The sequence below is a fragment of the Citrobacter sp. 506 genome (assembly GCF_050434985.1).
Classification (GTDB): Bacteria; Pseudomonadota; Gammaproteobacteria; order Enterobacterales; family Enterobacteriaceae; genus Citrobacter; species Citrobacter braakii.
Window position 1 is genome coordinate 1,059,651 of the sequence record NZ_JBNDJN010000001.1, and the last position, 26,075, is coordinate 1,085,725.

At 52.2% G+C, this 26,075-nt stretch carries 22 protein-coding genes; 11 read left to right on the forward strand and 11 right to left on the reverse strand.

Annotated elements, in window-relative coordinates; translation table 11 throughout:
• Positions 1-297: 297 nt before the first annotated feature.
• Positions 298-1,230, reverse strand: a complete 933-nt coding sequence (locus ABIE10_RS05335) for a LysR family transcriptional regulator (protein ID WP_048762590.1) — start codon at positions 1,228-1,230, stop codon at positions 298-300.
• Positions 1,231-1,351: 121 nt separating this feature from the next.
• Between ABIE10_RS05335 and ABIE10_RS05340 the strand changes: the two genes are divergently transcribed.
• The 3 genes from ABIE10_RS05340 to ABIE10_RS05350 are packed head-to-tail and all read left to right on the forward strand — an operon-like array spanning position 1,352 to position 4,179.
• On the forward strand, positions 1,352-2,791 hold the full coding sequence (locus ABIE10_RS05340) for an NAD-dependent succinate-semialdehyde dehydrogenase (protein ID WP_014229938.1): 1,440 nt from the start codon (positions 1,352-1,354) through the stop codon (positions 2,789-2,791).
• 41 nt (positions 2,792-2,832) lie between these two features.
• Positions 2,833-3,159, forward strand: coding sequence for a carboxymuconolactone decarboxylase family protein (locus ABIE10_RS05345; RefSeq protein ID WP_014229939.1), 327 nt, complete (start codon positions 2,833-2,835; stop codon positions 3,157-3,159).
• 39 nt (positions 3,160-3,198) lie between these two features.
• Complete coding sequence (locus ABIE10_RS05350) at positions 3,199-4,179, forward strand: NAD(P)H-quinone oxidoreductase (protein ID WP_048762588.1); 981 nt, start codon at positions 3,199-3,201, stop codon at positions 4,177-4,179.
• 239 nt (positions 4,180-4,418) lie between these two features.
• Here the strand turns inward: ABIE10_RS05350 and ABIE10_RS05355 are convergent.
• From ABIE10_RS05355 to ABIE10_RS05375, 5 genes are all read right to left on the reverse strand, one after another.
• Positions 4,419-5,566, reverse strand: a protein-coding gene (locus ABIE10_RS05355; protein WP_172568949.1) for an IS3 family transposase whose coding sequence is annotated in 2 segments (ribosomal slippage) — positions 4,419-5,329 and positions 5,329-5,566 — 1,149 coding nt in all. Because the reading frame shifts where the segments join, the coding sequence is not laid out codon by codon here.
• Between the two features lie 73 nt (positions 5,567-5,639).
• The gene (argE, locus tag ABIE10_RS05360; protein ID WP_012541192.1) at positions 5,640-6,800 is read right to left on the reverse strand and encodes an acetylornithine deacetylase; all 1,161 of its coding nucleotides are present in this window, start codon (positions 6,798-6,800) and stop codon (positions 5,640-5,642) included.
• Positions 6,793-7,467, reverse strand: a complete 675-nt coding sequence (locus ABIE10_RS05365) for a DUF1028 domain-containing protein (RefSeq protein WP_012541191.1) — start codon at positions 7,465-7,467, stop codon at positions 6,793-6,795. Before ABIE10_RS05365 ends, argE begins: the two co-directional genes overlap by 8 nt.
• Positions 7,464-7,889: a RidA family protein gene (locus ABIE10_RS05370; protein ID WP_012541190.1), complete on the reverse strand. Its 426-nt coding sequence runs from the start codon at positions 7,887-7,889 to the stop codon at positions 7,464-7,466. Before ABIE10_RS05370 ends, ABIE10_RS05365 begins: the two co-directional genes overlap by 4 nt.
• Positions 7,890-7,898: 9 nt before the next feature.
• The gene (locus ABIE10_RS05375; RefSeq protein WP_012541189.1) at positions 7,899-9,167 is read right to left on the reverse strand and encodes a flavin-containing monooxygenase; all 1,269 of its coding nucleotides are present in this window, start codon (positions 9,165-9,167) and stop codon (positions 7,899-7,901) included.
• Between the two features lie 608 nt (positions 9,168-9,775).
• Here ABIE10_RS05375 and ABIE10_RS05380 point away from each other — a divergent pair.
• Genes ABIE10_RS05380 through ABIE10_RS05390 form a run of 3 tightly spaced genes read left to right on the forward strand, consistent with a single transcriptional unit; the run spans position 9,776 to position 14,323 of the window.
• The gene (locus tag ABIE10_RS05380; protein ID WP_012541188.1) at positions 9,776-11,179 is read left to right on the forward strand and encodes a purine-cytosine permease family protein; all 1,404 of its coding nucleotides are present in this window, start codon (positions 9,776-9,778) and stop codon (positions 11,177-11,179) included.
• A 14-nt stretch (positions 11,180-11,193) separates the two neighbouring features.
• A complete protein-coding gene (locus tag ABIE10_RS05385) occupies positions 11,194-12,840 on the forward strand; it encodes a GMC family oxidoreductase (RefSeq protein ID WP_082144862.1) in 1,647 nt (548 codons plus the stop codon).
• A complete protein-coding gene (locus ABIE10_RS05390; protein WP_048762581.1) occupies positions 12,833-14,323 on the forward strand; it encodes an aldehyde dehydrogenase in 1,491 nt (496 codons plus the stop codon). Before ABIE10_RS05385 ends, ABIE10_RS05390 begins: the two co-directional genes overlap by 8 nt.
• Positions 14,324-14,367: 44 nt before the next feature.
• Here the strand turns inward: ABIE10_RS05390 and ABIE10_RS05395 are convergent, their stop codons facing one another.
• Positions 14,368-15,288, reverse strand: coding sequence for a LysR substrate-binding domain-containing protein (locus ABIE10_RS05395; RefSeq protein WP_040206036.1), 921 nt, complete (start codon positions 15,286-15,288; stop codon positions 14,368-14,370).
• Between the two features lie 645 nt (positions 15,289-15,933).
• On the opposite strand from ABIE10_RS05395, the gene ABIE10_RS05400 reads away from it, so the two are divergent.
• Positions 15,934-17,202, forward strand: a complete 1,269-nt coding sequence (locus ABIE10_RS05400) for a tyrosine-type recombinase/integrase (protein WP_048762580.1) — start codon at positions 15,934-15,936, stop codon at positions 17,200-17,202.
• A gap of 149 nt (positions 17,203-17,351) precedes the next feature.
• Here the strand turns inward: ABIE10_RS05400 and ABIE10_RS05405 are convergent, their stop codons facing one another.
• A complete protein-coding gene (locus ABIE10_RS05405; protein ID WP_040206044.1) occupies positions 17,352-18,074 on the reverse strand; it encodes a sulfite exporter TauE/SafE family protein in 723 nt (240 codons plus the stop codon).
• Between the two features lie 11 nt (positions 18,075-18,085).
• Positions 18,086-18,982 (reverse strand): oxidoreductase, encoded by an 897-nt coding sequence (locus tag ABIE10_RS05410; protein WP_032936819.1) that lies wholly within the window; start codon positions 18,980-18,982, stop codon positions 18,086-18,088.
• A gap of 76 nt (positions 18,983-19,058) precedes the next feature.
• Here ABIE10_RS05410 and ABIE10_RS05415 point away from each other — a divergent pair, with 76 nt between their 5' ends.
• The 3 genes from ABIE10_RS05415 to ABIE10_RS05425 all read left to right on the forward strand — a co-directional run bounded on the left by ABIE10_RS05415 (position 19,059) and on the right by ABIE10_RS05425 (position 23,810).
• Positions 19,059-19,943: a MurR/RpiR family transcriptional regulator gene (locus ABIE10_RS05415; RefSeq protein ID WP_004899254.1), complete on the forward strand. Its 885-nt coding sequence runs from the start codon at positions 19,059-19,061 to the stop codon at positions 19,941-19,943.
• A complete protein-coding gene (locus ABIE10_RS05420) occupies positions 19,943-20,800 on the forward strand; it encodes a DMT family transporter (RefSeq protein WP_032754802.1) in 858 nt (285 codons plus the stop codon). Before ABIE10_RS05415 ends, ABIE10_RS05420 begins: the two co-directional genes overlap by 1 nt.
• Positions 20,801-21,035: 235 nt before the next feature.
• Positions 21,036-23,810, forward strand: coding sequence for a winged helix-turn-helix domain-containing protein (locus ABIE10_RS05425; protein WP_048762579.1), 2,775 nt, complete (start codon positions 21,036-21,038; stop codon positions 23,808-23,810).
• On the opposite strand, the gene ABIE10_RS05430 is transcribed toward ABIE10_RS05425, so the two are convergent.
• Entirely contained in the window at positions 23,787-24,140 is a 354-nt protein-coding gene (locus ABIE10_RS05430; protein ID WP_227952981.1) for a hypothetical protein, read from the reverse strand. The two genes, ABIE10_RS05425 and ABIE10_RS05430, sit on opposite strands and share 24 nt — an antisense overlap.
• A gap of 12 nt (positions 24,141-24,152) precedes the next feature.
• On the reverse strand, positions 24,153-24,974 hold the full coding sequence (locus tag ABIE10_RS05435; protein ID WP_227952978.1) for an MFS transporter: 822 nt from the start codon (positions 24,972-24,974) through the stop codon (positions 24,153-24,155).
• Positions 24,975-25,146: 172 nt separating this feature from the next.
• Between ABIE10_RS05435 and ABIE10_RS05440 the strand changes: the two genes are divergently transcribed.
• The gene (locus ABIE10_RS05440) at positions 25,147-25,953 is read left to right on the forward strand and encodes an SDR family NAD(P)-dependent oxidoreductase (RefSeq protein ID WP_016530710.1); all 807 of its coding nucleotides are present in this window, start codon (positions 25,147-25,149) and stop codon (positions 25,951-25,953) included.
• Positions 25,954-26,075: the final 122 nt, after the last annotated feature.

A 26,075-nucleotide genomic window follows, 5' to 3' on the forward strand; every position in this document is an offset into this window, starting at 1 on the left:
ACCCTGAATCACTTAAAAGTGTAACTCTCTGGGTTCGAATGACTATATCTGGCACAGGCTGTGTGAAAACTCTGCCCTAGAACTGAAGTGCGCGCATCTACGCAAAATCTGGAATTGCTCGACTGGTTAGTTTACGTATGAGCGCAGTTTTCAGCCCTGTTTTAGTCGCAGTTTAATCTACCAAAACAGTTTTCACACAGTCTGGGCTCGGAGCGGACAGGCTCAGGAGTATGATGTCCGCTATAAGCGAACAGCGGAAGTTCGCATAGAATAAAAATGGCAATGTTGCTTACATCGTCAGAGCTGGCAGTGAAATGTTGACCATTTTGCAGGATGTCCGATGAATTCACGCAATGCGTCGAGAAATACCGTGACTCTGGCAGGTGGGTGACGTAACGCGCGTAGCGCATATATTCCTGTAGATACATGTGGTTGCGATGACATTTCCGGAAAGAGTTGTACCAGCGCGCCACTGTTAATCTCATCTCCCGCCACCCAGTCCGGCAGGAACGCGATCCCCATCCCTTCGACCGCTGCCTGACGCATTGCTTCGAAATCATCACAGCCAAACATAGGCAGGCCCGAGTTTTCTCTGGCCGGATGGCCAATCACGCTCGACCAGCAAAGCAGATCCGCACCGTACAGCTTATCGATTAACCGATGTGAGGCGATGTCGTCCAGCGAGGCGGGAATCCCCGCGCTTTCCAGATAGGCAGGGCTTGCGCACAGCACACGTATTTGCGTTGCTATTTTGCTGGCAATCAACGTGCTGTCGGCCATATTACCAATACGGATGACAACATCAAGGCGTTCAGCGACGGGGTCTGCCAACCGTTCGGTCAGATCCAAATCGAAGCTCAGCGCCGGATACTGTCGGGAGAGTTTTGCCATAACCGGCAGCACATAGCGTTTACCAAATGTGGGATAACACGCCACTCTCAGCACACCGGTTACTTCGCCCTTCATTGACGCCAGTTCCTGCTGCGTATCCTCCAGTGAATCGAGGATCCGTCTGGCGCGAATCAGCAACATTTCCCCGGCATCCGTCAGGGTTAAATGCCGTGTAGATCGCAAAAAAAGCGGGGTATCGAGGTATGCTTCCAGCGCATCAATCTGCCGTCCTATCGAGGAGGGCGTGCGTCCGCGACGGCGACCAGCACCCGAAAAACTGCTTTCACGGGCGACATCGACAAAGACTCCAAGGAACTCGGCAAATTTCTCTGATTGCATCTGTGCATTTCTTGCATAGCTGTTGTGGGGAGAAGCCATCTTATCAGTGATGTGCGCTGAACTTAAGATCCCCTCAGCCGAATGACATTACACAAACACGCACACACTGAGGATAACGACCATGCAAAATCATCAATACGATCCCCTTTATCTATTCATCGACGGTGACTGGATTGAAGCGGGCAATCGCGACACTGTCGCTGTGATTAACCCCGCAACCGAAGCCACTATCGGCCGCTTGCCGCTCGCGACCGCCGCCGACCTTGAACGTGCCCTGTCAGCCACCCGTTCTGGCTTTGACATCTGGCGCCGTACCGTGCCTGCCGAACGCGCCCGCATCATGAAGAATGCCGCTGCCCTGATGCGCGAACGCGCTGAACATATTGCCTCGTTGATGACGCTGGAAGAAGGGAAGCCCCTGGCTGAAAGCCGCGACGAAGTATTGCGTGCAGCCGACTATTTTGAATGGTTTGCGGAGGAAGCCCGCCGCATTGATGGGCGCGTTGTACCGTCAAATCGCCCCGGTGTACTGCAACTGGTCAAAAAAGAGCCCATCGGCCCGGTTGCCGCCTTCACTCCGTGGAATTTCCCGGCCATTACCCCGGCACGCAAATTATCAGCGGCGCTGGCCGCAGGTTGTAGCGTGATCCTGAAACCCGGTGAAGAGAGCCCGGCGACGGCGCTGGCTCTGGCACGCTGCCTGGATGATGCCGGTCTGCCTGAAGGCGTACTGCAAATTGTGTTTGGCGTACCGGATCAGGTTTCCGCCACGCTGATCGCCTCACCGGTTATTCGCAAAGTGGCATTCACCGGTTCTGTACCGGTAGGTCGACTGCTGTCTGAGCGTGCTGCCGCCGGTGTTAAACCGATTACCCTGGAACTGGGCGGCCACGGACCGGTGCTGGTTTTTGCCGATGCCGACATTGATGCGGCGGCAACTGGCGGAGCGGCTAACCGTTTTCGGGGCACCGGCCAAATCTGTATCTCTTCAACCCGTTTTCTTATTCAGCGAGGTGTTTACACACAGTTTGTCGAACGCTTCGTGAGTGCGACGGAGCAACTGATTATCGGCGATGGCATAGCGGAAGGCACTCAGGTGGGGCCGCTGGCGAATATCCGCCAACTGGAAAAAATGGAATCGCTGATTGCCGATGCTGTTGCCCTGGGCGCGAAAGTGCTCACTGGAGGGAAACGGCTCAACCGTCCTGGCTTTTTCTTTGAACCTACGGTGCTTACCGATGTGCCGATGGAAGCACGGATCATGCACGAAGAACCCTTTGGCCCGATCGCCGTGATGCGTCCGTTCGACGCGCTTGAGGACGGGCTGGCAGAAGCAAACCGTCTGCCGTATGCCCTGTCAGCTTACGCTTTTACGCGTGACGCCCGTACCGTGCTGGATGTTGGCGATGGCCTTGAGGCCGGAATGATCGGCATTAATCAGTACCGCATGGTGGCGACGGAACTGCCTTTCGGCGGCATGAAAGAAAGCGGACATGGTTCGGAGGGCGGTCGGGAAGGTCTCAGCCATTATCTGGTGAATAAATTCATCAGCCAAATCTAAAACACACTGGCACTAATGACAGAATATAAGAGGAACTGACCATGAAAGCTGTTGATTTTACTCGCCCGCGTGAAGCTGCACGCGCATTTACTCCTAAACTGTCCGGCTTCGTTGAGCAACCACTGTATTCCGATGTCTGGACAGATCCGGACCTGGCACCACGCGACCGTAGTCTGATTACCATCGCCTGTCTTATCGCGCTGAATCATTCCAATGAGCTACCGGCCCACCTGCGTCGCGGCATTGAAAACGGGCTGACCAAAACAGAAATTTCCGCCCTGATTACGCACATGGCGTTTTATGCAGGCTTCCCGGCAGCGATTACCGCTTCTGGTTATGCCAATGCCACGTTTGAAGAACAGGCCTGAACGACGGCTATCCATCTTCTTATTTCGGGAAAGAGAATCATGAAAGCAATCACTTTTGAACAATTCGGTCCGGCCGATGTACTTAATATCAGTGAAGTCGCAGACCCACAGCTGCGCCCCAATGATCTGCTGGTTCGCACGCGGGCAGCGGGGGTCAACCGGGCCGATCTAACTCACCGACGCGGCGGGTATGGCCGCCCTGATTTTGGCGACTCGACGATTATGGGGCTGGAAATCGCCGGTGACGTTATTGCCGTCGGGGAGAATGTAAAAGGCTACAACTTGGGTGACCGTATTATGGGTATCGTCGGGGGCGGGGCTTACGCTGAAATGGCCCGCATTGATTACCGGATGGCTATGCCAGTGCCGGAAGGTATGGACTATATCCATGCGGCGGCCATTGCCGAGGTCTTTGTAACCGCGCATGAAGCGCTTATCCATCTGGGGAAACTGAAGCCCACGGAAACGGTACTGATCCACGCCGGGGCCGGCGGTGTGGGAGGTGCCGCCGTGCAACTGGCGCATGCGACAGGCGCGACGGTAATCACCACCGCGAATGCTGCAGCACACGATCTCGTTCGCCGTCTGGGTGCCGATCACGCCATTGATTACGTGACAGAAGACTTCTCCGAGGTTGTCGCCAGCAGTACGGATAACAAGGGGGTTGATCTTATTCTCGATTTTATTGGCGCGCCTTATTTTGAACGAAACGTGAATGCACTCAACTTTGGTGGACGTCTGGTGCAGATTGGCATCATGGGGGGGATTGAAAACGCGAAGATCCCGCTGGATCGGGTGTTGTACCGCCATCTGCAGATTATCGGTACGGTAATGAAATCGCGTTCGCAAGAAGTGAAACATGAGATGTCCCGTCGCTTTAAAGAGTGCTGGTTAACTCGCTTCGGTAAAGATGGGCTGAGCCCGGTGATTGACAGCGTATTTCCGCTGGCTGAAGCCAGCAAAGCTCACCAGCGTATGGAAGACGGCCTCAATGTCGGAAAAATTGTGTTGACGATGTAGAGGACGCAAACAATAAGGCGACTTTTCCTGCCTTTTCGTCACTAACCCCCTTCGCTATCTGGCATGAACAGCCCGCGCAATATTCTCTGGGCTGTTCAATGTCAGAGGATGTATGAAGTACCGTCAAAAAAGCATCACTAATGGGTTAAAAGTGATACCAGAGTATTGCTGTTACATTGTTTGTCAAAGCTAAGTTCAGATGTCCGCTCATGGCACCAAACTGAATCGCCACGGATAATCTAGACACTTCCGAGCCGTTGATAATACTGGTTTTCATATTCTGTCGGTGACATCTGATTGCTCGAACCATGCCGACGCTTACTGTTATAAAACATTTCGATGTAATCAAAAATATCGCTGCGGGCTTCTTCCCGCGTTCCGTAGATCTTTTTCTTTATCCGTTCGCGTTTCAGCAACTGGAAAAAGCTTTCTGCAACCGCATTATCGTGACAGTTACCGCGACGGCTCATGCTCCCCTCCAGGCCGTGTGATTTCAGGAACGACTGCCACTCATGGCTGGTGTACTGACTGCCCTGGTCCGAGTGAACCAGCACCTGTTTTTGGGGATTACGCCGCCATAAAGCCATCAGCAGTGCATTCAGGACAATGTCCTTTGTCATCCGGGATTGCATTGACCAGCCGATAATTTTGCGTGAGAACAGATCAACAACCACAGCAAGATACAGCCAGCCTTCGTGGGTCCTGATGTAGGTTATGTCCGTTACCCAACGCTTATCCGGAGCATCCGGATTGAACTGTCGCTGGAGCCTGTTGGGCGATACGATACTGGCCTCGCCTTTGTGTGCCCGCGGGCTCCGGTACCCGACCTGAGCCTTTATCCCGGCACGATTCATCAGTCGCCAGACTCTGTTCACTCCGCACTGTTGCCCGCTATCCCGCAAGTCCAGATGGATCTTGCGATAACCATAAACGCAACCGGACTCCAGCCAGAACTGTTTGATCTGTCCCGTCAGTCTCAGATCTACCTGGTGGCGCTGAGAATACGGTTGCTTAAACCAGGCGTAAAAGCCACTGGGATGAACATTCAGCACCCTGCAGAGCAGACGAACAGGCCAGCAACGGGAGTTGTCACGAATAAAGGCGTACCTCAGTCGGACAGCTTTGCGAAGTACGCCGCGGCTTTTTTTAATATGTCCCGTTCATCAGTAACCCGCTTCAGCTCTTTCTGGAGTCGGCGGATCTCGGCCTGAGCATCTGACTGTTCTTTATTAGTGGATGAGTCCGGACCGTACTTCTTTATCCAGGCGTAAAGGCTGTGGGTGGTGATATCGAGACGTGTTGCAACGCTGGAAACAGAATGACCGCGACCAATAACCTGTTTGACTGCTTCAATTTTAAACTCTTCGGGATAACGTTTACCGCTCATGGGCACCTCTCTTTAAGTCATCTTAAATGACTCCGAAGTGTCTGTTAAACCCGTGGCGATTCAGTTGACTGTTTCATTTTAAAGGAACTGTACGCATCCATTTACATAGATTTACCAGCATACTCATGCAGTGTTCTACTTGTTCAATAGCAATAAACTCATCCGGCTTATGCCCCTGCGCCATGCTGCCTGGCCCGCAAATCAGGGTGGCAATCCCCGCTTCATCAAACAATCCCCCTTCGGTGCCAAACGCCACGGTTGAGAAATCATTGCTGCCACTCCATTGCGCCAGCCACTGCGCGAATTGCGATTGCGGATCGGTGAGCAGGCTAGGATAGTAGCTCAGCGGCTGAAAACGGATCGCGCTCTCGGCTGCCACCGCCTGCATTTGCGGTAACAATTGCTGTTGCGAGAACAGCTCGACCTCGGTCATCACACCCTGAACATTAGCGCCCGGCAGATAGCGGATTTCAAAATCAAACTGACAATCCTGCGGCACGATGTTCAGCGCGCTGCCGCCCTGAATCATACCGGTCTGGAGCGTGCTATAGGGGGGATCAAAACGCGCATCCTCGATCTGCTTCAGTTGCTGCGCCGCTGCGCCCAGCTGGTTGATAAGCCTGGCCGCGTATTCGATGGCATTGACGCCAGAGGGTGCATAGGCCGAGTGACAGGCGCGGCCATGCACCTGACAACGCATCGCCACCTTGCCTTTGTGTCCATACACCGGGCGCATTTCTGTCGGCTCGCCGATGATACACATGGCGGGTTTTTCCGCAGACGCGCGCAGATAGTCCACCATGCTGCGCACCCCGAGGCAGCCCACTTCCTCATCATAGGAAAAAGCCAGATGCAGCGGCAGGCGCAACGGCTGGGTCAGAAAGTTATCCAGCGATGCCAGCACGCAGGCCAGAAAGCCCTTCATGTCGGCACTGCCACGGCCATAGTAGCGCCCTTCCTGTTGTGTCAGGGCAAACGGCGGCAGCGTCCATTGCTGACCATCGACCGGCACCACATCGGTATGACCGGACAACATCACCCCGCCGTCACCGCCCGGTCCCAGCCGGGCATACAGATTGGCTTTGCGCCCGCTGTCATCCATGATGCGTTGCGACGCGATACCCCGTTGCGCCAGAAAATCTTCAATCCAGGCAATCAACGCCAGATTGGATTCGCGGCTGGTGGTATCAAACGCCAGCAGTGCCGCGAGGATGTCGCGTACCGCGTTACTCATCGCCGGGTACGCCATAGCTCGGGGCATCGCGTGGATCCAGTGCCCGGGTGACGTAAGCCTGCATCTGCGGTTCATACGCCAGCCACAACTTGTGCAGCTCTGCCAATGGGTTTTCTTCTGCCCAATCGACGCGCAGGTCCACCAGCGGCCAGGTGTAATCATCGACTACTTTCACGGCAGCAGAATGCACCGGCCCCGCCTCACCACCAGCGTCGATCCCCGCCTGCAACGCCGTAATCAGACGACTGGTGAGTTCACCGGTGGTGGCTTCAAAAGCCGTCACCATTGCGGCGATCACCGCTTGCTCCGCCAGCATATTGCCTGCGGCCACGCATTCTTTGCCCTGCACCACATGATAAATACCCAGCGTCTTGTCACCGCTAAAGGCGGCGCTGCGACCGCTGGCGTCAATGACAGTCACCTGGCGATACTCGCTAAAGCGATCTTCTGCCAGCGCGCTTTTCAGTGCCTGTTCCGGCGCTAACCCCGCCTCCAGCCGCGCCAGAATCTGCTGCCCCAGTGCCGGTAATGTAATGTTCTGGCTGGATACCGCCCCCACTCCGGCCACCAGCCACGGGCAACGCGCGCCGACGGCAATGCTCGACGAGCTAATGGCGATACCGAGTTGGCCGGACTCCGCACAGCGTGCGGCAATCGAAAGCGTCATTTCGCCTCCCAGTCATCCGGGATCACCGCAATCACATCAATTTCCATCAGCCACTGCGGCTGTGCCAGCGCCGAAACCACCAGACCAGTTGAAATCGGAAACACCCCTTTCAGCCATTTGCCCACTTCCTGGTAAACCGGCTCGCGATAGCGTGGATCGGTAAGATAGGTGGTGGTTTTCACGATATGGCTCAGGTCGCTACCGGCTTCTTCCAGCAGCTGTTTGAGGTTTTTCATCGCCTGTTCGGTTTGAGCGCGGGGATCGCCCAGCCCGACCAGATTGCCTGCAAAATCGGTACCGACCTGGCCGCGCACGTAGACGGTATTACCAGCGCGTACCGCCTGGCAGAGATCGTTGTCCAGCGTCTGATTCGGATAGGTTTCTTTGGTGTTGAACATACGAATACGTTGATGAGTAGGCATAACAGTTCCTTAAAGCGAGTCAGAGGGAGCGCGGTAATGCTGGTACTGGCGCTGGATAGCGATCTGGTCAGCAATAAATTTGGCATCGTGCCAGACGCCCCAGATAAAGGTGGAACCACGACGTGACAACCACGGCAAGCCGAGAAAATAGACGCCAGGCTCGCTGGAAACACCACGATGATGCTGCGGTCTGCCCTGGTCATTAAAGGCATTAACCTTCAGCCAGCTGTAATCGGCCACGTAGCCCGTCGCCCAGATAATGCTGGTGATGCCAGCTTCGGCCAGATTAAGTGACAGCTGCGGATGGGTTACGCAGGCGGGGTCTGGCAGGAACTCACGTGCTTGCGGTTCAGGCGGTAAATCAAGACCGTTACGGTCGATATACGCGTCAGCAGCATCCAGCAATGCGAGATAATTAGCATCGCCGCGCGCAATATTCACCGCCAGGTCATCCTGAAAACGTACGGTGTTAGCGGTGAAACTTTCAGTCAGGCCAACGAGGTTAACGCCCTGCGCCGCCAGACGACGGAAATCGACGGTATGCCCACCGCGTGCGCCACTGACGGCGATGGTGACATGCTCTTTGCCCGGCTGGCTGGCTGCGGCATCCCACAGACCGAGTACCCCAAGCCACCAGCAGAAGTCCCGGCCACGGTAGGAACGTGGTGGACGATCGTGCGGTCCCACCGACAGCCATACGGGCTTACCGGCACGTTGCAGCTCATCAGCAATCTGCACGCCGGAAGAACCGGCACCAACCACCAGCACGCCCCCCTGCGGCAGCTGCTGCGGATTTTTATAGTCTGCCGAGTGCAGCTGTTGTACCTGGCTATGCTGAGGAGCAATCGCCGGGATGACCGGACGCTGGAAAGGACCGGTAGCGGCCACGATACGCTGCACATTGATCACGCCTGCGGAGGTGGTGACGGTGAAACCACTGCGCCCCTGATTGCGTTCAGCGCTTAACACTTCGACGCCAGTATGAATCGGTGACTGGTTCATGGCGGCGTAGCTGACAAAATAATCGGCAACCTGTTCTTTCGCCACGAAGCTGTCAGGTGAGCAGCCGGGAAACTCCATCCCCGGAAAGCGGTCATGCCAGGCCGGACCGTTGGCAACCAGCGAATCCCAGCGACGACTACGCCAGGATTCGGCAATCCGATTTTTCTCCACTACCAGATGCGGAATGCCCAGACGCGTCAGGTGTTCGCTCATGGCAACCCCCGCCTGACCCGCGCCAATAATCAGCGTATCTGTTTCAGTTTTTAATGATGTCATTTCAACGTCCTTCATCCCGCATCACGCAGGGGATTAACCACTTAAGAAGGACCCAAGACTATTGGAGCACGTGCAGGCGGTAAAATATTATAAAGTGAGCGTCTGGATAGAAAATATTTAACCTGCTGGCAACCTTGTCCGCCGAAATAAAATACAAAGCCCTGTTAAAGCCGCATCCGCTCTGCACAGGCAAGATAAAAAGGTGCTGAGATAAATCAAATTAACGCGATTCACAGACAACATTTTTACTTATTAATTTTGCAAAATTGACGATATTTAATATTGCCAACGATGCTTCAGTGACGAGCAGACGCGCACCAAAATAAGGCATTCAGCCAGAACGTGGCATTTTAGATGTTAATAATCAAATAGTTAATTAGATTCAAAAATATCTCACCTGTCATTCTTTAACGTTCCAATTTGGGGCAGCCAATCCATAAGCGAGATTGCATCTTTTTTTTATATTAGTTGGCTATATTTTTCTTCATTTCTCTCTATAGCCAACTGTTGCAACATCCCATCAACGTTATTTTCACCCCTCCCAATTTTTTGGGTGGTTATAACCGCAGCCATGCGGCAAGCCTGCAAATGACTTTGTTGAGATAACTATGATGACAAACAACCCAAAAGATAATGCTGTTGCAACCACAATAGAGTTGAGCACCATCCAGCCCATTCCCGCGCATGAACGTCATGGCAAGCCACGGGATCTTTTTACCATCTGGTTTGGTTCAAACATCATGTTGCTTACCGTGATTACCGGTGCGCTGGCGGTGAGTATTTTCCACTTATCTTTTATGTGGGCCACCCTCGCCGTATTGATTGGTAACCTTGCCGGTGGGCTGTTTATGGCATTGCATTCCGCGCAGGGGCCACAATTAGGTGTGCCGCAGATGGTGCAAACCCGCGGCCAGTTTGGTTCTTATGGTTCCGTGCTGGTGGTGGCGTTAGTCGTCATCATGTATATCGGCTTTCTGGCATCGAACCTGGTGCTGGGCGGTCAGTCACTGCACGCCATCTACGCACCGGTTTCTACCGATACCGGCATCCTGGTTTCTGCGGTACTCAGCCTGGTCGCCTGTGCCTTCGGTTATAACCTGATTCATGCCTACACCAAGGTGATGTCGTGGGTATCCGGTATTATTTTGCTCGCGGCCTTTGCGTGGATTGTTTTCGTGCATGGTCTGCCGACTGATTTTCTCGCACGTAATGGCTTTAATCTCAGCGGATTCCTCGGTGCCATTTCCATCGCCGCGTTATGGCAGCTGGCCTATGCGCCTTATGTATCCGATTATTCCCGCTACATGCCAAAAGATATCAGCGAAAAAAGTGTCTTCTGGTGTAGCTACCTGGGATGCGTACTGGGTTCATTGTTCCCGATGATTCTTGGCATTCTGGTTTCTATTTGCATCGTGGATGGTGATTTAATCACCGGCATTGTGAATATGACCGGCGGATTATCCTCCACCGTAATTATTGTGTTTGCCTTAGGCATTGCCGCGACCAATGCAATGAACCTCTATTGCGGCGTGCTCTGCACCCTGACGCTCGGCCAGACATTCCTGCCTAAATGGTCGCCACTTTCTGGCGCCCGCATTGTGGTTTCGATTGTCACCATCCTTATCGAAGTGCTGATTGCGATTTATGGTCAGGAAAACTTTCTGGTCAATTACACCAACTTTATTCTGATGCTGCTGTATGTGCTGGTGCCGTGGACGGCAATTAACCTGGTTGATTACTATCTGGTGGCCCACGGTAATTATGATGTCGCTTCATTCTTCCGTCGCGACGGTGGCATATACGGTTACTTCAATTCAAAAGCCATTTTCTGTTATCTGCTGGGCATCATCGTCGAGATTCCCTTTATGTCTACCGCCATCTATACCGGCCCGGCAGCAAATATGTTAGGTGGTGCCGACATCTCCTGGATTATTGGTTTAGCCATCGTCTCACCTGTTTATTATTTCCTCTGCCGTACTCAGGCAGTGGCGCAAACCTCTGTTGCTAAATAATCACCGGAATGACTATGAACAATAGCAAGACCTATGACTACATCATTATTGGTGGTGGTTCCGCAGGTTCAGTACTGGCCGCCCGGCTTGCAGAGCAGGCAGATCTCAAGATCTGCCTTATCGAGGCCGGTAGCCGTGATGAAACCCCGCGTATCCAGACGCCTGCGGGCACCATCACCCTGTATAAAAGCAAAAAGTTCAGCTGGAACTTTTATTCAACGCCACAAAAAAGCCTGGGGGGACGGCAAATCCACGTCCCGCGCGGCAAGGCGCTGGGTGGTTCCTCATCCATGAACAGCATGATTTATATTCGCGGATTACCTTCTGATTATGACCGCTGGGAACAGCAAGGTTGTGAGGGCTGGGGCTGGAATAATGTCCTGCCCTGGTTCAAACGATCGGAAAAGAATCTGCTGTCTCAGGACCCGGCATATCATGGTTTTAACGGCGAATTACTGGTCGATAAACCGCGCGATCCCAATCCGGTATCAGCGCTGTTTGTCGCGGCGGGCAAGCGGGTCGGATTAGCGGAGAACACCGACTTTAACGGTAAATCGCTGGCGGGGGTCGGCATTTACAACGTCACGCAAAAGGATGGCAAACGGTTATCATGCTATCGTGCATTTTTGCATCCCCATATTGGGCGCAGCAATTTGACCGTGATGACTGACTGCACCGTGCAAACGTTGATCATTGAAGACAAAGCGGTCAAAGGCGTGCGAATAACTGAGCATGGCCGCGATCAACCCACGTCAATTCTCTGCCGCCATGAAGTCATCCTTTCGGCCGGCTCGATCGGCTCACCGCATATTCTGCTGAAATCAGGTATCGGGCCTGCTGCCGAACTTGAGGCCGCAGGTATTCCGCTGGTGCACCCTCTTCCCGGGGTGGGCAAAAATCTTCAGGACCATCTGGATGGTCTGGTCACCGTGCGTTCCAGAAACCCTCTGACGCTTGGTTTTTCCCTCGCCGCCTGGAAACCGATCCTGACATCCCCCTTCCAGTATCTCTTTCGTCGCAAAGGTTGGCTAACCACCAATTATGTTGAAGCCGGTGGCTTTGCCGCGACAAAACTCAGTAGCGATGAACCCGATATTCAGTTCCATTTTGTGCCGGGTTATCGCAGCCATCGTGGCCGTTTATTTGAATGGGGCCACGGCTATGCGATTCACACCTGCGTTTTACGTCCGCGGTCGATCGGCGCGTTGCAGTTAAAGCGTGATGGGCAGATCGCTATTGATTTTAATTTCCTCGCCGATCCTTATGACGCCAGCGTGCTGGTGGAAGGGATAAAAGTGGCAAGGAATATTCTGGCTCAGCCGGAATTCAATGCATTGCATGGCGAAGAGATGCTGCCGGGCAAACATATCCAGACTGACGAACAGCTGCATCAATACGTCAAAGAATATTGCGCCACGGTTTTCCATCCGGTTGGCACCTGCAAGATGGGGCGGGATGAAATGAGTGTTGTCGCACCGGACACTCTCAAGGTATATGGCGTGGAAAATTTGCGCGTGGCAGATGCATCAATTATGCCGACGCTTATCAGCGGCAACACCAATGCGCCTTCAATTATGATTGGCGAACGTGCGGCAAGCATGATCCTGCAAGGAACGCCGGTAGCTGAGACCGAGACGAATAAGGAGAACGCTTATGCATAATCGTGATTACTGGCAAGGTCTGCTGAACCAACAACGCTTTAGCACGCATGCCCTTATCGGGGGTAAACCTTACTTCGCCAAAGCGGAGAAAACCTGGGCGGTGGTGAATCCCGCCACCAATGCAGTGTTAGCGGACGTCACCGCTTGCCAGGCTGAGGATATTGACGCTGCGGTGCGTTCAGCACGCCAGGCATTTACCTCTGGTATCTGGTCTGAATGTCCTTTAGCGCAACGCAAAGCCGTGCTGCGCAGGCTGGCGGAGCTGATGCTGGAGCACCGGGAAGAACTGGCGCTGCTGGAAAGCGCAAGCATGGGGAAACCGGTGCTCGATGCCTATAACGTTGATGTGCCTGGTGCTGCTCATGTGATGGCCTGGTACGCAGAAAGTATCGATAAGATTTATGACGAGGTTGCCCCCACCCGTCCGGGTACCCTGGCAACCATCACCCGTGAACCTGTCGGCGTGGTTGCCGCCATTGTGCCGTGGAATTTTCCCCTCGATATTGCCGCCTGGAAAATTGGCCCAGCGCTGGCAGCCGGAAATAGTGTGATCCTGAAACCCTCGGAGAATTCGCCTTTCACCGCACTGAAACTGGCAGAACTAGCGCTGGAGGCCGGGTTGCCCGCCGGGGTGTTAAACGTTGTTACCGGGCTGGGGATCGAAGCCGGTGCTGCGCTGGGCCAGCATAACGATGTTGATGTGCTGACCTTTACCGGTTCAACCGCGGTGGGCAAAGCCTTTATGGCCTATTCCGGCCAATCCAATTTGAAGCAGGTGTGGCTGGAATGTGGTGGCAAAAGCGCCAACATTATTTTTGCCAATTGCCAGGATCTCGATTTAGCCGCCGAAAAATCCGCCTTCGGTATCTGTTTCAACCAGGGTGAAGTTTGTTCAGCTAACTCCAGATTATTAGTTGAGCGTAAGATCTATCCCGACTTTATGGCGAAGTTGATCACGAAGTTGCACGGCTGGCAACCTGACCACCCGCTTAACCCCAATGCGAGGATGGGCGCGATGGTTTCGACTGCGCATAAAGATAAGGTGATGGATTTTATTCAGACCGCAGTGACTCAGGGCGGTATTGTGCGCGCGGGTGGCGAGCAACGCGAAATCGAGACAGTCGCTAACTACATCCTGCCGACGGTGATTGAGATTGAAAGCGAAAACGTTAACTTATGGCGTGATGAAGTATTCGGTCCGGTGCTCGCGGTAAAAGTCTTTGATGATGAGTCGGAAGCCATCGAACTGGCGAATAATCATATTTACGCCCTTGCTGCGTCTGTATGGTCGGACGACCTGAATCAGGCACATCGTGTGGCGCGCAAACTGAACGCCGGAACGGTGTCGGTCAACACCGTTGATGCGCTGGATGTGACCGTTCCTTTTGGTGGCAATCAGCAATCGGGTTTTGGCCGCGACCTGTCTTTACATGCCTTTGATAAATTCACCAAATTAAAAACCACCTGGCTTGAATTACGTTAAATACAACTGACGTTTGCTCTACCCGCAACGGGTAGAGTAACAATTTAATGGCTGCTGACGGCCGGAGTTAATTCAACACTGCGGCAATAATCCATAAATAACCGCGTGGGCCGCGTGGGTTCATTATTTTGCAGATAAGCCATAATCAGCGTCGATGCCGCCATTTCATCGATAATATCCAGTTGCACCAAGCGCTGCCCATCGTATGTCATATCCGAACAGGGCCGGGTCACCAGCACCGAAAAGCCCAGCCCCTGCCCGACCATGCACCGCACCATTTCAATTGACGGAGAGCTATAGGCCACTTCAGGGTAATAACCATTCTCTTTGAAAATGCTGATAAAGTAATTTTTGCTGGGTACCGCATCCAACAGGATCATCGGTTCGCTTGCCAGTTCCTGTAATGTCACCGCACTTTTTTTCGCCAGCGGATGCGCCGCCGGTAGCAGCGCATAGGGTTTATGCGGCGCATTCAGCGGTTCTTTCTGAATCGCGTTGTCCAGGTCAAGATCGTAGAGAAATGCCATGTCAAAACGGCCACGATGTAAACCGTGCATCAGCTCATGCTGTTCACCGTCGTACAGCTGAATATTGATTTCCGGATAGAGTTTTTTGAAACCTGCAATCAGCTTGGGCATATACAGCGGAGCCGCCGATTCAAAACAACCCACGGCGATGGTGCCGCAAACCAGCTCATTTTCTGCGCGTGAACTTTGCTCAAACTCATAGGACAACCGCAGCAACTCCTTTGCTTTTTCGTAGAACCGTCTCCCACTGGAGGTGAGCGATACGCCCTGTGCATGATGGCGAATGAACAGCTGCTGTTCAAAAGCGTCCTCAAGGTTTTTGATGGCGACCGAAATCGAAGGCTGGGCGATATGCAGCTGGCGTGACGCTTCGGCGATGCTTTCGGTCTCAACCACAGTGACGAAATATTTAAGTTGCTTGAGTGTGAAATGTGTCATGAAAAAACCTTTATAAAATATCTTCGCGTTAACATTCTAAATAGTCTCATTCTATCTAATTTTAATATGCAATATTTGCGCCATAGTTAAGAGCTACATTGTTATTCTAAAATTTAAGCTTCAGTTCGCCCTTCTGTAGATAGACATAACCATGGGTGTAACGCGACTACCGTTATGCGTTGAAGCCTGGGGGGGTAGAAAACGTCACAAGTAGCGTAGCTACTCATTGTGGTATTTATCGGTGGCAATGACTCAGCCAGAAGCCAATGTTTCTTAAATGCTTCAGTTTAAGATGTAGAACCTCTGCTCCCAACACCGCTGCCGACGTGGAGGCTAAAATGTCAATTTATGAATCTATATGGATTGCTGCCGAAACAGCATGACATTTCGTCTTCCGCCCGAGAACTAAGGATTACTGCTAGTTAGTCATATTGGTTTTTGTAATAGCCCCATGCTCGCAAATGCGACCCAGTCAGAGGAGCCAATTTCCTGTTTGCATGCATCTTTGCGAATCCTTATCTGATATTGATTCAAGAGGTTAGCGTGAAAACTCTTCCCGGTGCATTTTGATTTTACCCTCCGCATCGGGAAAAATTGGTGGTCAAATCTGGGGTCAGGTTAGTTCGATGACGGAGTGACCCCCAAATGTCCCTTAACGACTCAAAAATCCGCACTTTAAAACCATCCGCAAAACCCTTCAAAGTTTCTGATTCTAACGGTCTGTACCTTCTTATCAAACCAGGCGGCTCACGTCACTGGTATCTTAAATATCGTATAAACGGCAAAGAATCCCGCATTGCACTGGGTGCCTATCCTGCCGTCTCCCTGTCTGATGCCCGCCAGCAGCGCGAAGGTATCCGTAAGATGCTGGCGCTGAACATCAACCCGGCACAGCAGAGGGCTGCTGAACGCAGAGCCTGCACACCAGAGAAGGTGTTTAAAACAGTGGCGCTGGCATGGCATAAAAACAATAAAAAGTGGTCGCAGAACACCGCTGACCGTCTGCTTGCCAGCATGAACAACCATATCTTTCCTGTAATTGGTCATCTGTCCGTCACGGAGCTTAAACCCCATCATTTCATTGACCTGCTGAAAGGTATTGAGGAAAAGGGCCTGCTGGAAGTCGCGTCCCGCACGCGGCAGCACCTCAGTAACATCATGCGCCATGCGGTCCATCAGGGATTTATCGACACCAACCCGGCAGCAAATCTTGATGGCGTGACGGCTCCCCCCATGAGACACCACTATCCCGCCCTGCCGCTGGAGCGGCTGCCTGAATTGATTGAACACATTGAAGCATATCATCAGGGCCGTGAACTGACCCGGCTTGCTGTCCTGCTGACGCTGCATCTGTTCATTCGCTCCAGTGAGCTGCGCTTTGCACGCTGGTCAGAAATTGATTTCATAAACAGAATTTGGACGATACCCGCCACACGCGAAGCCATTGTGGGTGTGCGTTATTCAGGGCGCGGTGCAAAAATGCGCACTGCTCATATCGTGCCCCTCTCACAGCAGGCTATAGCTATTCTGAAACGGATTAAGGAAATATCCGGGGCTTACGAACTGGTCTTCCCCGGCGACCATAACCCGTACAGGCCGATGTGCGAAAACGCGGTTAATAAAGCACTGCGCCTTATGGGATTCGACACGAAACAGGACATCTGCGGACATGGCTTTCGGGCAATGGCATGCAGTGCCCTGATGGAGTCTGGCTTATGGTCGCAGGATGCAGTGGAACGCCAGATGAGTCACCAGGAGCGCAACACCGTGCGTCTGGCTTACATTCATAAGGCTGAGCATCTGGAAGCCCGCAAGGCGATGATGCAGTGGTGGTCAGATTATATCGATACATGCCGGGTCGCATACGTACCACCTTTTAACACAGGGCGGGATAAAAACAACGAAGCTGCATGACCAATAACAAAAAGCTGTATCAGCATACCCTGGTACGGCTTTATTCATTTCTGATGGCTTGCCAACCCCTCCACCCCGACCCGTCGCTGCCTGTAGAAAGCTGTTACACAACAACAACACGCTTGCGCCGTCAGCCCTGGCGTGCCATTTCATTTGAGAGCAAGGATCATCCCTACTGCCCCAGCGACGAGAACGGCATCAATGAGAAGCTCGAACGTATGCGTCTGGAGTTTCTGGACGAGACGTTTCGCAATCATCGAACCGACGAACAATGCGATGCCGATGGCAAGTCCATGTGTGAGGACAGGCTGCGCGAGTGCGCCCGATATACCGAACGTAGCTAGCTTGCCAGCGTAGAGCAGGATTGCGCTTGCCGCCTCTGATCCCAAAAATACGCCTCCACTCATTCCGTACCCGGTAAATACCGGCACGCTGAGCGGCCCGGTGGACAGCACGAATCCGGTCAGAAACCCGACAATCGCCCCGGCAAAACTCATGTGCCAGAGATTCAAGTGGAGGTTCGATCGTCTGATGAGACGGCGCAGCGGGATCATCGCAAGGAAGAAAGCTGCCAGGAATACCTCCACTGTGCCAGGAGAAATCGTAAGTAACGTGTGCGCCCCGAGAACAGCCGCAGGAACTCCCGCCAACGAATAGGCAAACACCGGTCGCCAACGAATCTCATGCCACCAGACAATCACCCGTCCGATGTTGCCGAAAAGGGAGGCGATCGCCATAACAGGCACAGCAATCCGTGGCCCGTACGTGGCGACGAGGACGGGCAGCATGATTAACGACGAGCCAGTGCCGACGACACCGCTGAGTACTCCGGCACCGAGAGCGACGAAGAAGAGAAGTAAGAGTGCAATCATCGGCTTTAAGATCAACCAGGGCCATCGCTCGCAGCCGCAAGAAGCGGTACCAGGATGTCGCTGATCGGCGTTGGAATGCTGTGAACCCGGCCGCGACGCGCAATGACGCCGTTGCGGATATCCCATTCAAGCGGTCGGCCAGCTTCTCGATCCGTGAGGATGGAGGTGCTCATGTCTGCAGGAGCCGCCCGGAACTTATCGAGGATCTCCTGCGGCACTTCGTCTCCGAGTTCAGCGCCCTCTGCACGTGCCACGGCCAGGCATTCCTGCAGATAAGCCAGCGTAAGCCTGGCGATATCAGCACGGCCAAACATGCCTGAGCGGCGGTGCGTGAGTGCCATGAGTCCAGCCACCGCATTCTGCATCAGCTTGCGCCAGGCCAGGGAGCTGAAATTCGCGGCCAGATCTACGGAGCACCACGTGCCTTGCAGCGCTGCGGCCACTACACGGGAAGCTGGTGCGTCTGGCACGCTGAGGCGCGCCTCACCACGCAAGCGTACCGAGCCATCGGACTGCGCTTGAGCAGGGAACCACACGACAGCGGGAACGATCTGTCCGGGCAGAGAGTACGTAGCGAGCCTGTCCAACTGTTCGACCCCATTCTGGAGCACGCATATAACCGTCTCCGGGCCAGTCAACGCCCTGAGCCATTCTGCTGCCGCGTCGATTTGTGTGGACTTGACTGCCAGAAAGATAAGATCAACCGTGCGAGTGATTTGTGCCGGATTCGTCTGTACCGGACCGGGTACGGTGATAAAGCGGTTGCCATCTTGCAAGGTCAGGCGATCGCGGGGAGTACGTCCACACAGCAATGGTGTGCGGCCGACTTCGTGTAACGCCGCCGCGACTGTTGTGCCGATGGCACCTGGACCTAAAACAGCAACAACTGTATTGATTTCAGTGTTCATGAATGTGGACTCCTTGCAACAGAATCTAATTACGTGGTGGTTGTGCCCTTCCCAAAGGACATGTAATATATTACATATGAATAAAGAAAATGGTAATAGAATTTCAGAAGGTGAGCAGCGGTTACAGCAATGGCTTGGCAGCATTCACGCCCGAAGCGGCGACCTCGCTGCAAGTGAGGCTAAAGTTGTCGATCTCCTGCTTGTCGATCCTTTATTTGTCGGTACAAGCACGGCAGCACAGGTTGCCACCCGTGCTGGTGTATCACCGCCGACAGTAATACGCGCTGCACGAGCGATCGGGTTCACCGGGTTCACTGAACTTAAGATAGAGATTGCCCGGGCTCGTGGCACTGCCCAATTCTTTGCCCCGCCTGAAGTTCTTACAGCGGATGCGACGCTGGCATCAGTGCTGGAAACATCAATTCGTGCTGGTGTAGACGCACTGACTGCGCTCAGCGGTGCTATCGAAATCTCCGCACTTGATGAGGCGGTCGATTTAATCCAGAGCGCACGCCAGGTATTTGCATTTGGTGCTGGTCCCTCTGCGACGGTTGCCGCTGATGCGGTCTTTCGTTTGCGGACGGCGGGTGTGATAACCGTCAGTATCCAGGATTATTTATCAGCGATGATTGCTGCTCGTCTACTCGGTCCAGGCGATGTCATCATCGTCGTCAGTTCAACAGGGCGCACATCATCCACACTCTCCATCGCTGATGCAGCATCCTCGGCAGGAGCATCGCTTATTGCAATAACTAACCAGTACGATACCCCACTGGCGACACTCGCCAACGTTTCGCTCGTTGTTGGCGGAATGCCACTCCCGGCACAGATGGCCGCTGCCGGGAGTCGACTGGCCCAGCTCGTCGTTATTGATACGCTGGTCGCTGCTCTCACTCTGCGGGATAAAGAACAAAGTCGCCGGGCTGAACGGGCGGGTATTGATTTGCCCGATATGTCCTGATGCAGTTCAGCACGGTAGCAATGATTCTTACTGCTGCGGTAGCTCATGCAGTATGGAATATAGCCTCAAAATACAAGAGGGAAGACACTCTTGTGTTCGTCTGGGCGTACAGCTGTGCCTCATCATTGCTGTGGGTCCCGTTCAGCCTCATTCTGATAGTTGAGGGACAACAGGAACTCGACTGGAGACTCGCTGTCGGCGCAGTTATCTCGTCTGCACTTCATATCGCTTATTCTCTAATCTTGCAGGCTGGCTACGAGCGCGCCGAACTGGGTGTTGTTTATCCGATTGCCCGAGGAAGTGGACCAGTTCTGACGATACTGTTTGCAACCCTTCTCATGGGAGAACGGATTTCACCAGGCGCTTTACTCGGCGCTTTTATCGTTATCGCTGGTATTTTCGTTGTCACCGGCAATCCGTTCAGGAGCGGAAGCCGACCACTACAGGGAATGCTTTGGGGGGCAGCGACAGGCACCGCCATCGCTGGCTATACACTCTGGGACGGTTATTCGGTAATCTCTCTGCACCTGGATCCAGTGCGCTACTACGCCAGCACACTCCTGCTACAGAGTCTGATTCTTACCCCTGGTGCGATGCGGCGACGAAATCGCATTCCAACTGCTGTACGTGTGGATATCATCCCAATCCTTATCATTGCTGTATGCTCTCCCCTTGCCTATATCCTTGTACTGACAGCCATGCAGAGCATGCCACTGGCACTCGTCGCTCCTCTCAGGGAAACATCCATTATTGTCGGCTCCCTTCTTTCGTACTGGCTTTTTCGTGAAAATCATCTGGCACGCCGGATTGCCGGTGCAGTGGTGGTGCTGACCGGCATCGCAATAATTAGCCTTTGATCGCTTCGTTGGATGCCAATCGTCGTCTTATTGTCAGCGTGGATCGTTCGTCGAAATTCAGTTTTCATCACCAGCTTGATCGCAAAGCTATGCCACATAGCACTATTGGCTTTATAATCATTAACGGTAAAAGTGGTATTGAATAGTTATACGCCGATGCAGCACATTCAACATGTAGCCTGATTCTGATGACCACTTTCGTTAGAAATGGCTTACTCCATACCGAGAGTTCGTGATGCTCAAAACAGAAGATCTCAACACCATGATATCAATTGATGAGATTCACTTTGCTGACTGGCAAATCTGGCCACAGCTAAGGATTCTGTTACATCGGGGTAAGCCAGTAAGAATTTCTGCCAGAGCTTTTGATGTTCTGGTTGTTCTGGTGAGTGCTGGAGGTAAAGCGGTAAGTAAAGAATCTTTACTTACTCAAGTGTGGGGAAATGAAATCGTCGAAGAAAATAATCTTCAGGCACAAATTTCTGCTATACGCCGCATACTGGGACATGACCGCCATCTACTGATTACTGAATTTGGTTGTGGTTATCGCTTTAATATCAACAAATTGCCAACTAAACCGCTCTCTAAATCAGAAATACCTGAGCCCGCTGTTACCCCTTTTCTCGCATCGATTCTGGGGCGTGATAAAGCTGTGCAGGAATTATGCACCTTATTGGATCAATACCGTCTGGTGACGGTTACAGGCTCAGGGGGCGTGGGTAAGACTCGTTTGGCATGGGAAGTCGTCAGCCTTACACACTCGCATTTTCCTGATGGAATATGTGTGGCTGAACTGGCGCATATCACCGAAGCATCCAGCTTGCTATCTGTTATTTCACAAGCGCTCCATCTTCCATTAGCTGCCATTCATAATGATGCCGATTTACGGCAACAGCTTGCACGGCGTCGATGTTTACTGCTGATTGATAACTGTGAACATGTAATTAGTGAACTGGAACCAGTGATTACGTTGCTCCTGCGCCTGGCTCCCCATATAAAACTGTTGTTGACCAGCCAGGTAGCGTTACAGGTTGCCGGCGAGCAACAATATCTACTACCGCCATTACAAGTTCCTGAGAGCGAAGAGGCTGATACCCACGAGTTACTGACTTTTGACAGTGTCCGCCTCTTTATCGAACGTGGGCAGGCCAACCGACATAATTTCCATCCATCAGCCAGCGAACTGTCGTTGATTGGCGAGTTATGCCGTCATCTTGACGGTCTGCCGTTGGCGATTGAACTTGCGGCCTCCCGTCTGCCAGTCATGAGTGTCAAAGAGATCTATAGCCGACTGGAAGACCGTTTCCAGCTATTGAGCAATACGCACAGCTCTCTGGTGCCCAGACATCAGAAAATACTGACCACGCTGGAGTGGACTTATCAGTTACTCAACACTCGTGAACAAAGATTATTTTGCTCTCTGGGGATCTATACCGATATGTTCAGTGTGAAATCAGTAAGTGACCTTCTGCTGATTAAAGACAAGCATCGCTGGCAGGTTGTTGACGATCTGCAAAGATTGCTGTCTTTATCCCTGATTCAGGTCAGTACTCAGGTACCAGAGACCCGTTTCCGCCTGCTGGAAACCATGCGCCAGTTCGCATGCGATAAACTCAGGCAACAGGGTGAATATACTGTTCTTGAAGCCCGTTTTACCGGTTATTATAAAGTTCTGGTAGAAGAGGCCCAAGGTGATTGGTTTATGCTGCCAACGGGACAGTGGCGTGAACGTTATAGCCATATGCTTAATGATTTGCGGAGCATATTACAGCAAACGTTGGCTGAAGGGGCCGCTCCCTCTAAGGGGCTTGAGATCTTACAAGCGATGACCCCTTTTTGGATTGAATATTCACTCTACGATGAATGTCAGCGCCATATCTATCCTTTGCTTTATGAAAATACTTCTCGGGTAGTATTAACGCTACGCCAGAGAATGAATCTCAGCGCTGTAGCAGGTAAGGCGTCAACCTGGGCAAAAGGCCCTACGCCTGAAACACATTCAGCCTGGAAAACCGCGCTTGCACTTGCAGAAAAGCTCGACGACAAAGAAATACGTTTACAGGCTCATTACGGATTATGGTTGTATTATCTGCGTACTGGCGAGTTGGATAAAGCGCTTGAGCATGCGCAATCTATGTGCGAGCTGGCACGGTCCATTAGTGACGAGGAGGCGATGGCAACCGGGCTGCGTATTCTCGGTGTATCCCTGCATTTTTTGGGGCGTCATTATGTCGGGCGTGATTATCTCCAGCAATCTCTTGACTGGTATGAACATGGCGAATTAAGTCACTCTTTCCGTTTTGGTCTTGATCAAGAGAGCGCCGGTCAGGCCTTTCTGTCTCGTTTACTCTGGTTACAGGGTGAGTATAAGGCCGCGAAACAGATGGCATGGCGCGGTGTTAAAAAAGCCGCTCGTTTGCAGCATGTCTGTTCTCTTTGCTGTGCACTGGCTGAAGGCGCTTGTATGACAGCAGCACTGGATCGTAATCCGCGTTGGGTTATAAAGGCCGCAAACTGGCTTATTCATCTGGCAAAAAGGCATGATTTATATTTCTGGAAGACATACGGCGAGCTGTTTCTTGTTTGGGCCAAACAGTTCAGTCATACCGATGTTAGTCAAACCACACTGTTTAGCTCGTTGCGGGCGATGGGATTAGATTGGCAATATTCCCCCTTGTTGTCAGAAATTGATACCGGGTTATCGCTGAGAGCCACCCGCCAGGATCATGAAAACTGGTGCACGCCTGAGCTGATGCGTCTTTCTGCCACTCAATTACCTCCTCAGAAGCAACGCCTGCTGTTGGAGAAGGCCCTGGACAAAGCGCGTCAGCAACAGGCTCATGGCTGGGCCCTCCGTATTGCTTATTCATTGGCGACATTGCAGGCTGAAGCCGGGGAAAAATGGGCTGCTAAACAATTGATACAGGACGCTTTACATGATGTTGATGACTCAGACAATGCGACGGATGTAAGAAGTGCTATTGCGCTATGTGCCCGAATAGGGGCCTGAATATTTACGTTTTACGGCTATCAACATCCCCATGATCACGAGTCCGCCCCCTGCTGAAGAAATCAGCGCCCAGCTATGAGTTGTCTCCCATAACCAGGTGGCAGTCAGTGAGCCACATGCTCCGCCAATAAACATAACGCACATAAATAATGTATTAAGACGGTTTCTGGCATCCGGACGCAAAGAATAAATCGTGTGCTGATTAGCTATCAGTACACATTGCTCACCCGCATCCAGTAGTAGAATGCCCACCACCATACCCACAATACTGTTCCATCTCCAAAAAACAGTCCAGGCTAGCAGCATGAGTATCACACCAAAAACAACCATTCGGAATGGTCCCTAACGATCGCTGAAACTTCCCGCCAGAGGCGCACACAGAATACCGATTAACCCCAAAGCAGCTAGGGCGCCGGTTATCCCTGCACCGTAATCGTAGCGATGAGCTAACCAGAAAGGGAGCACGGTCCACAGCACGCTGAAGGAGGCAAACAGCATTGCTTGTGTAAGAGTTGCACCACGCACCTGCGGCTCGTTTTTCCACAGCAGTCCTAATGAACGTAATACCGCCAGATAGTTAAACTTTGGCGTTGACAACGACTGAGTAGGCAAAATGCGTAAGATGAAAAATATAGCCAGCAATGTCATGATCGCGCCGGATAAAAAGACGCCACGCCAGCCGAAATACTGACCAATAAGGCCTCCGATAGCCCGGCCAGCAAGGATACCTGCCAGGACACCGCTCATCACCGTACCAACGGTTTTACCTCGTGCAGAAGTTCTTGAGAGCGAGGCGGCAAGCGGCACTATCTGTTGAGCTACTGTTGCAGCCATCCCGGTAAGGAAGGAGAAGAACACCAACACTGTCGCCGTTGGGGATAACATCATGCCGATCATTGCCAGGAAAAGCACCTGCGCTTGACGCAGGATAAGCCACTGACGTTCAATATAATCGCCAAGGGGGATCAGAAAGAATAAGCCCACCGCATAGCCTACCTGGGTGACCATGGGGATCAAAGAAACAGCTCCCCATTCATTGGGAAAGGATCCGGCAATTAAATTCAGGACAGATTGATTAAAATAAATATTAGCCACAACAATACAACAAATAATCCCCAGCATAAGAATCCTGGTAGAAGAAAGCTCGTGATTGTCCGAACGCATTGACCACTCCTGGCACTAAACTCAATATTGTCTGGAGTATAAGCAAAGGCGACACCCAACTCTTTGACCGCTTTTTTCAGACATCTGAATTCTGATGCACAAGCTCCTGAAAAAGAGATTTGTTACTAATACTGCTCATGTTATTGACTGTGCTTAACTTGAGGAGCAACAAATGGATTTAAAACTGACTGGAAAAGTGGCTCTGGTAACTGGAGCCCATACCGGAATTGGTTTCAGCATTTGTGAAGAATTGGCCGTGAATGGTGTGCATTTAGTCATGGTGGCCAGACGAGAACCTGAGCTGATTCTTGCTGCGAAAAAAATTTCAGAGAAATACGGTGTTTCGGTGCTGCCTATTGCCGGGGATGTGACTGATCCCAAACTACCTTCTTTAGTGGTTGAACAAGCGGAAAAAGTTTTTCAGCGTATTGATTTACTGGTGAACAATGCCGGAAGAGCCCATGCGGGCACGCTGTTAACCACTTCGGAAGAAGACTGGCAGATAATGACTGAGACCAAATTCTCCGCCATGCGACGTTTTTGTAAGGTAATCATCCCCGGGATGCAGAGACGAAACTGGGGGCGTATTGTCAATATCTCATCCATTGGCGGTATCTACCCTAATCCGCAACTTACCGTCTCACACGCACTGAGCGCCGCTATCAACAACCTGACCCGTAGTTTAGCACTTAGCGTGGCTCCGGATGGCATTCTGGTCAATGCGATCGGAGTGGGTGCTGTCGCGACGGATAACTGGGCGCAGAACATGCTACCGAATGTTCGCAATCGTCGTCCTGAACTGGCTGACAGAACAGACGAAGAGGTAATGGCATTACTGGGTAAAGAGAAAACGCCTGTGGGCCGCTTTGGACTTCCTGAAGATATTGCTGCAATTGCTACGTTCCTACTTTCTGGGAGGAATCAGTTTGTTACTGGACAGACAATTGAAGCATCAGGCGGAGCAGACAGATTTATGTAATGTCTTCCATTCAACTTAAATAATGTTTGAGAATTGAATTAGTTTAACCTGATATTTGTTCTTCTTTTCAATCACTGCGAAATATGAGGCCGGATATGGGGGACTGAAACGCTAAGAAGCCC

Coding starts and splice junctions, on each gene's coding strand:
- ABIE10_RS05335 (WP_048762590.1), bottom strand. CDS start 1,230: ATGCAATCAGAGAAATTTGCCGAGTTCCTTGGAGTCTTTGTCGATGTC.
- ABIE10_RS05340 (WP_014229938.1), top strand. CDS start 1,352: ATGCAAAATCATCAATACGATCCCCTTTATCTATTCATCGACGGTGAC.
- ABIE10_RS05345 (WP_014229939.1), top strand. CDS start 2,833: ATGAAAGCTGTTGATTTTACTCGCCCGCGTGAAGCTGCACGCGCATTT.
- ABIE10_RS05350 (WP_048762588.1), top strand. CDS start 3,199: ATGAAAGCAATCACTTTTGAACAATTCGGTCCGGCCGATGTACTTAAT.
- argE (WP_012541192.1), bottom strand. CDS start 6,800: ATGAGTAACGCGGTACGCGACATCCTCGCGGCACTGCTGGCGTTTGAT.
- ABIE10_RS05365 (WP_012541191.1), bottom strand. CDS start 7,467: ATGACGCTTTCGATTGCCGCACGCTGTGCGGAGTCCGGCCAACTCGGT.
- ABIE10_RS05370 (WP_012541190.1), bottom strand. CDS start 7,889: ATGCCTACTCATCAACGTATTCGTATGTTCAACACCAAAGAAACCTAT.
- ABIE10_RS05375 (WP_012541189.1), bottom strand. CDS start 9,167: ATGACATCATTAAAAACTGAAACAGATACGCTGATTATTGGCGCGGGT.
- ABIE10_RS05380 (WP_012541188.1), top strand. CDS start 9,776: ATGATGACAAACAACCCAAAAGATAATGCTGTTGCAACCACAATAGAG.
- ABIE10_RS05385 (WP_082144862.1), top strand. CDS start 11,194: ATGAACAATAGCAAGACCTATGACTACATCATTATTGGTGGTGGTTCC.
- ABIE10_RS05390 (WP_048762581.1), top strand. CDS start 12,833: ATGCATAATCGTGATTACTGGCAAGGTCTGCTGAACCAACAACGCTTT.
- ABIE10_RS05395 (WP_040206036.1), bottom strand. CDS start 15,288: ATGACACATTTCACACTCAAGCAACTTAAATATTTCGTCACTGTGGTT.
- ABIE10_RS05400 (WP_048762580.1), top strand. CDS start 15,934: ATGTCCCTTAACGACTCAAAAATCCGCACTTTAAAACCATCCGCAAAA.
- ABIE10_RS05405 (WP_040206044.1), bottom strand. CDS start 18,074: ATGATTGCACTCTTACTTCTCTTCTTCGTCGCTCTCGGTGCCGGAGTA.
- ABIE10_RS05410 (WP_032936819.1), bottom strand. CDS start 18,982: ATGAACACTGAAATCAATACAGTTGTTGCTGTTTTAGGTCCAGGTGCC.
- ABIE10_RS05415 (WP_004899254.1), top strand. CDS start 19,059: ATGAATAAAGAAAATGGTAATAGAATTTCAGAAGGTGAGCAGCGGTTA.
- ABIE10_RS05420 (WP_032754802.1), top strand. CDS start 19,943: ATGCAGTTCAGCACGGTAGCAATGATTCTTACTGCTGCGGTAGCTCAT.
- ABIE10_RS05425 (WP_048762579.1), top strand. CDS start 21,036: ATGCTCAAAACAGAAGATCTCAACACCATGATATCAATTGATGAGATT.
- ABIE10_RS05430 (WP_227952981.1), bottom strand. CDS start 24,140: ATGGTTGTTTTTGGTGTGATACTCATGCTGCTAGCCTGGACTGTTTTT.
- ABIE10_RS05435 (WP_227952978.1), bottom strand. CDS start 24,974: ATGCGTTCGGACAATCACGAGCTTTCTTCTACCAGGATTCTTATGCTG.
- ABIE10_RS05440 (WP_016530710.1), top strand. CDS start 25,147: ATGGATTTAAAACTGACTGGAAAAGTGGCTCTGGTAACTGGAGCCCAT.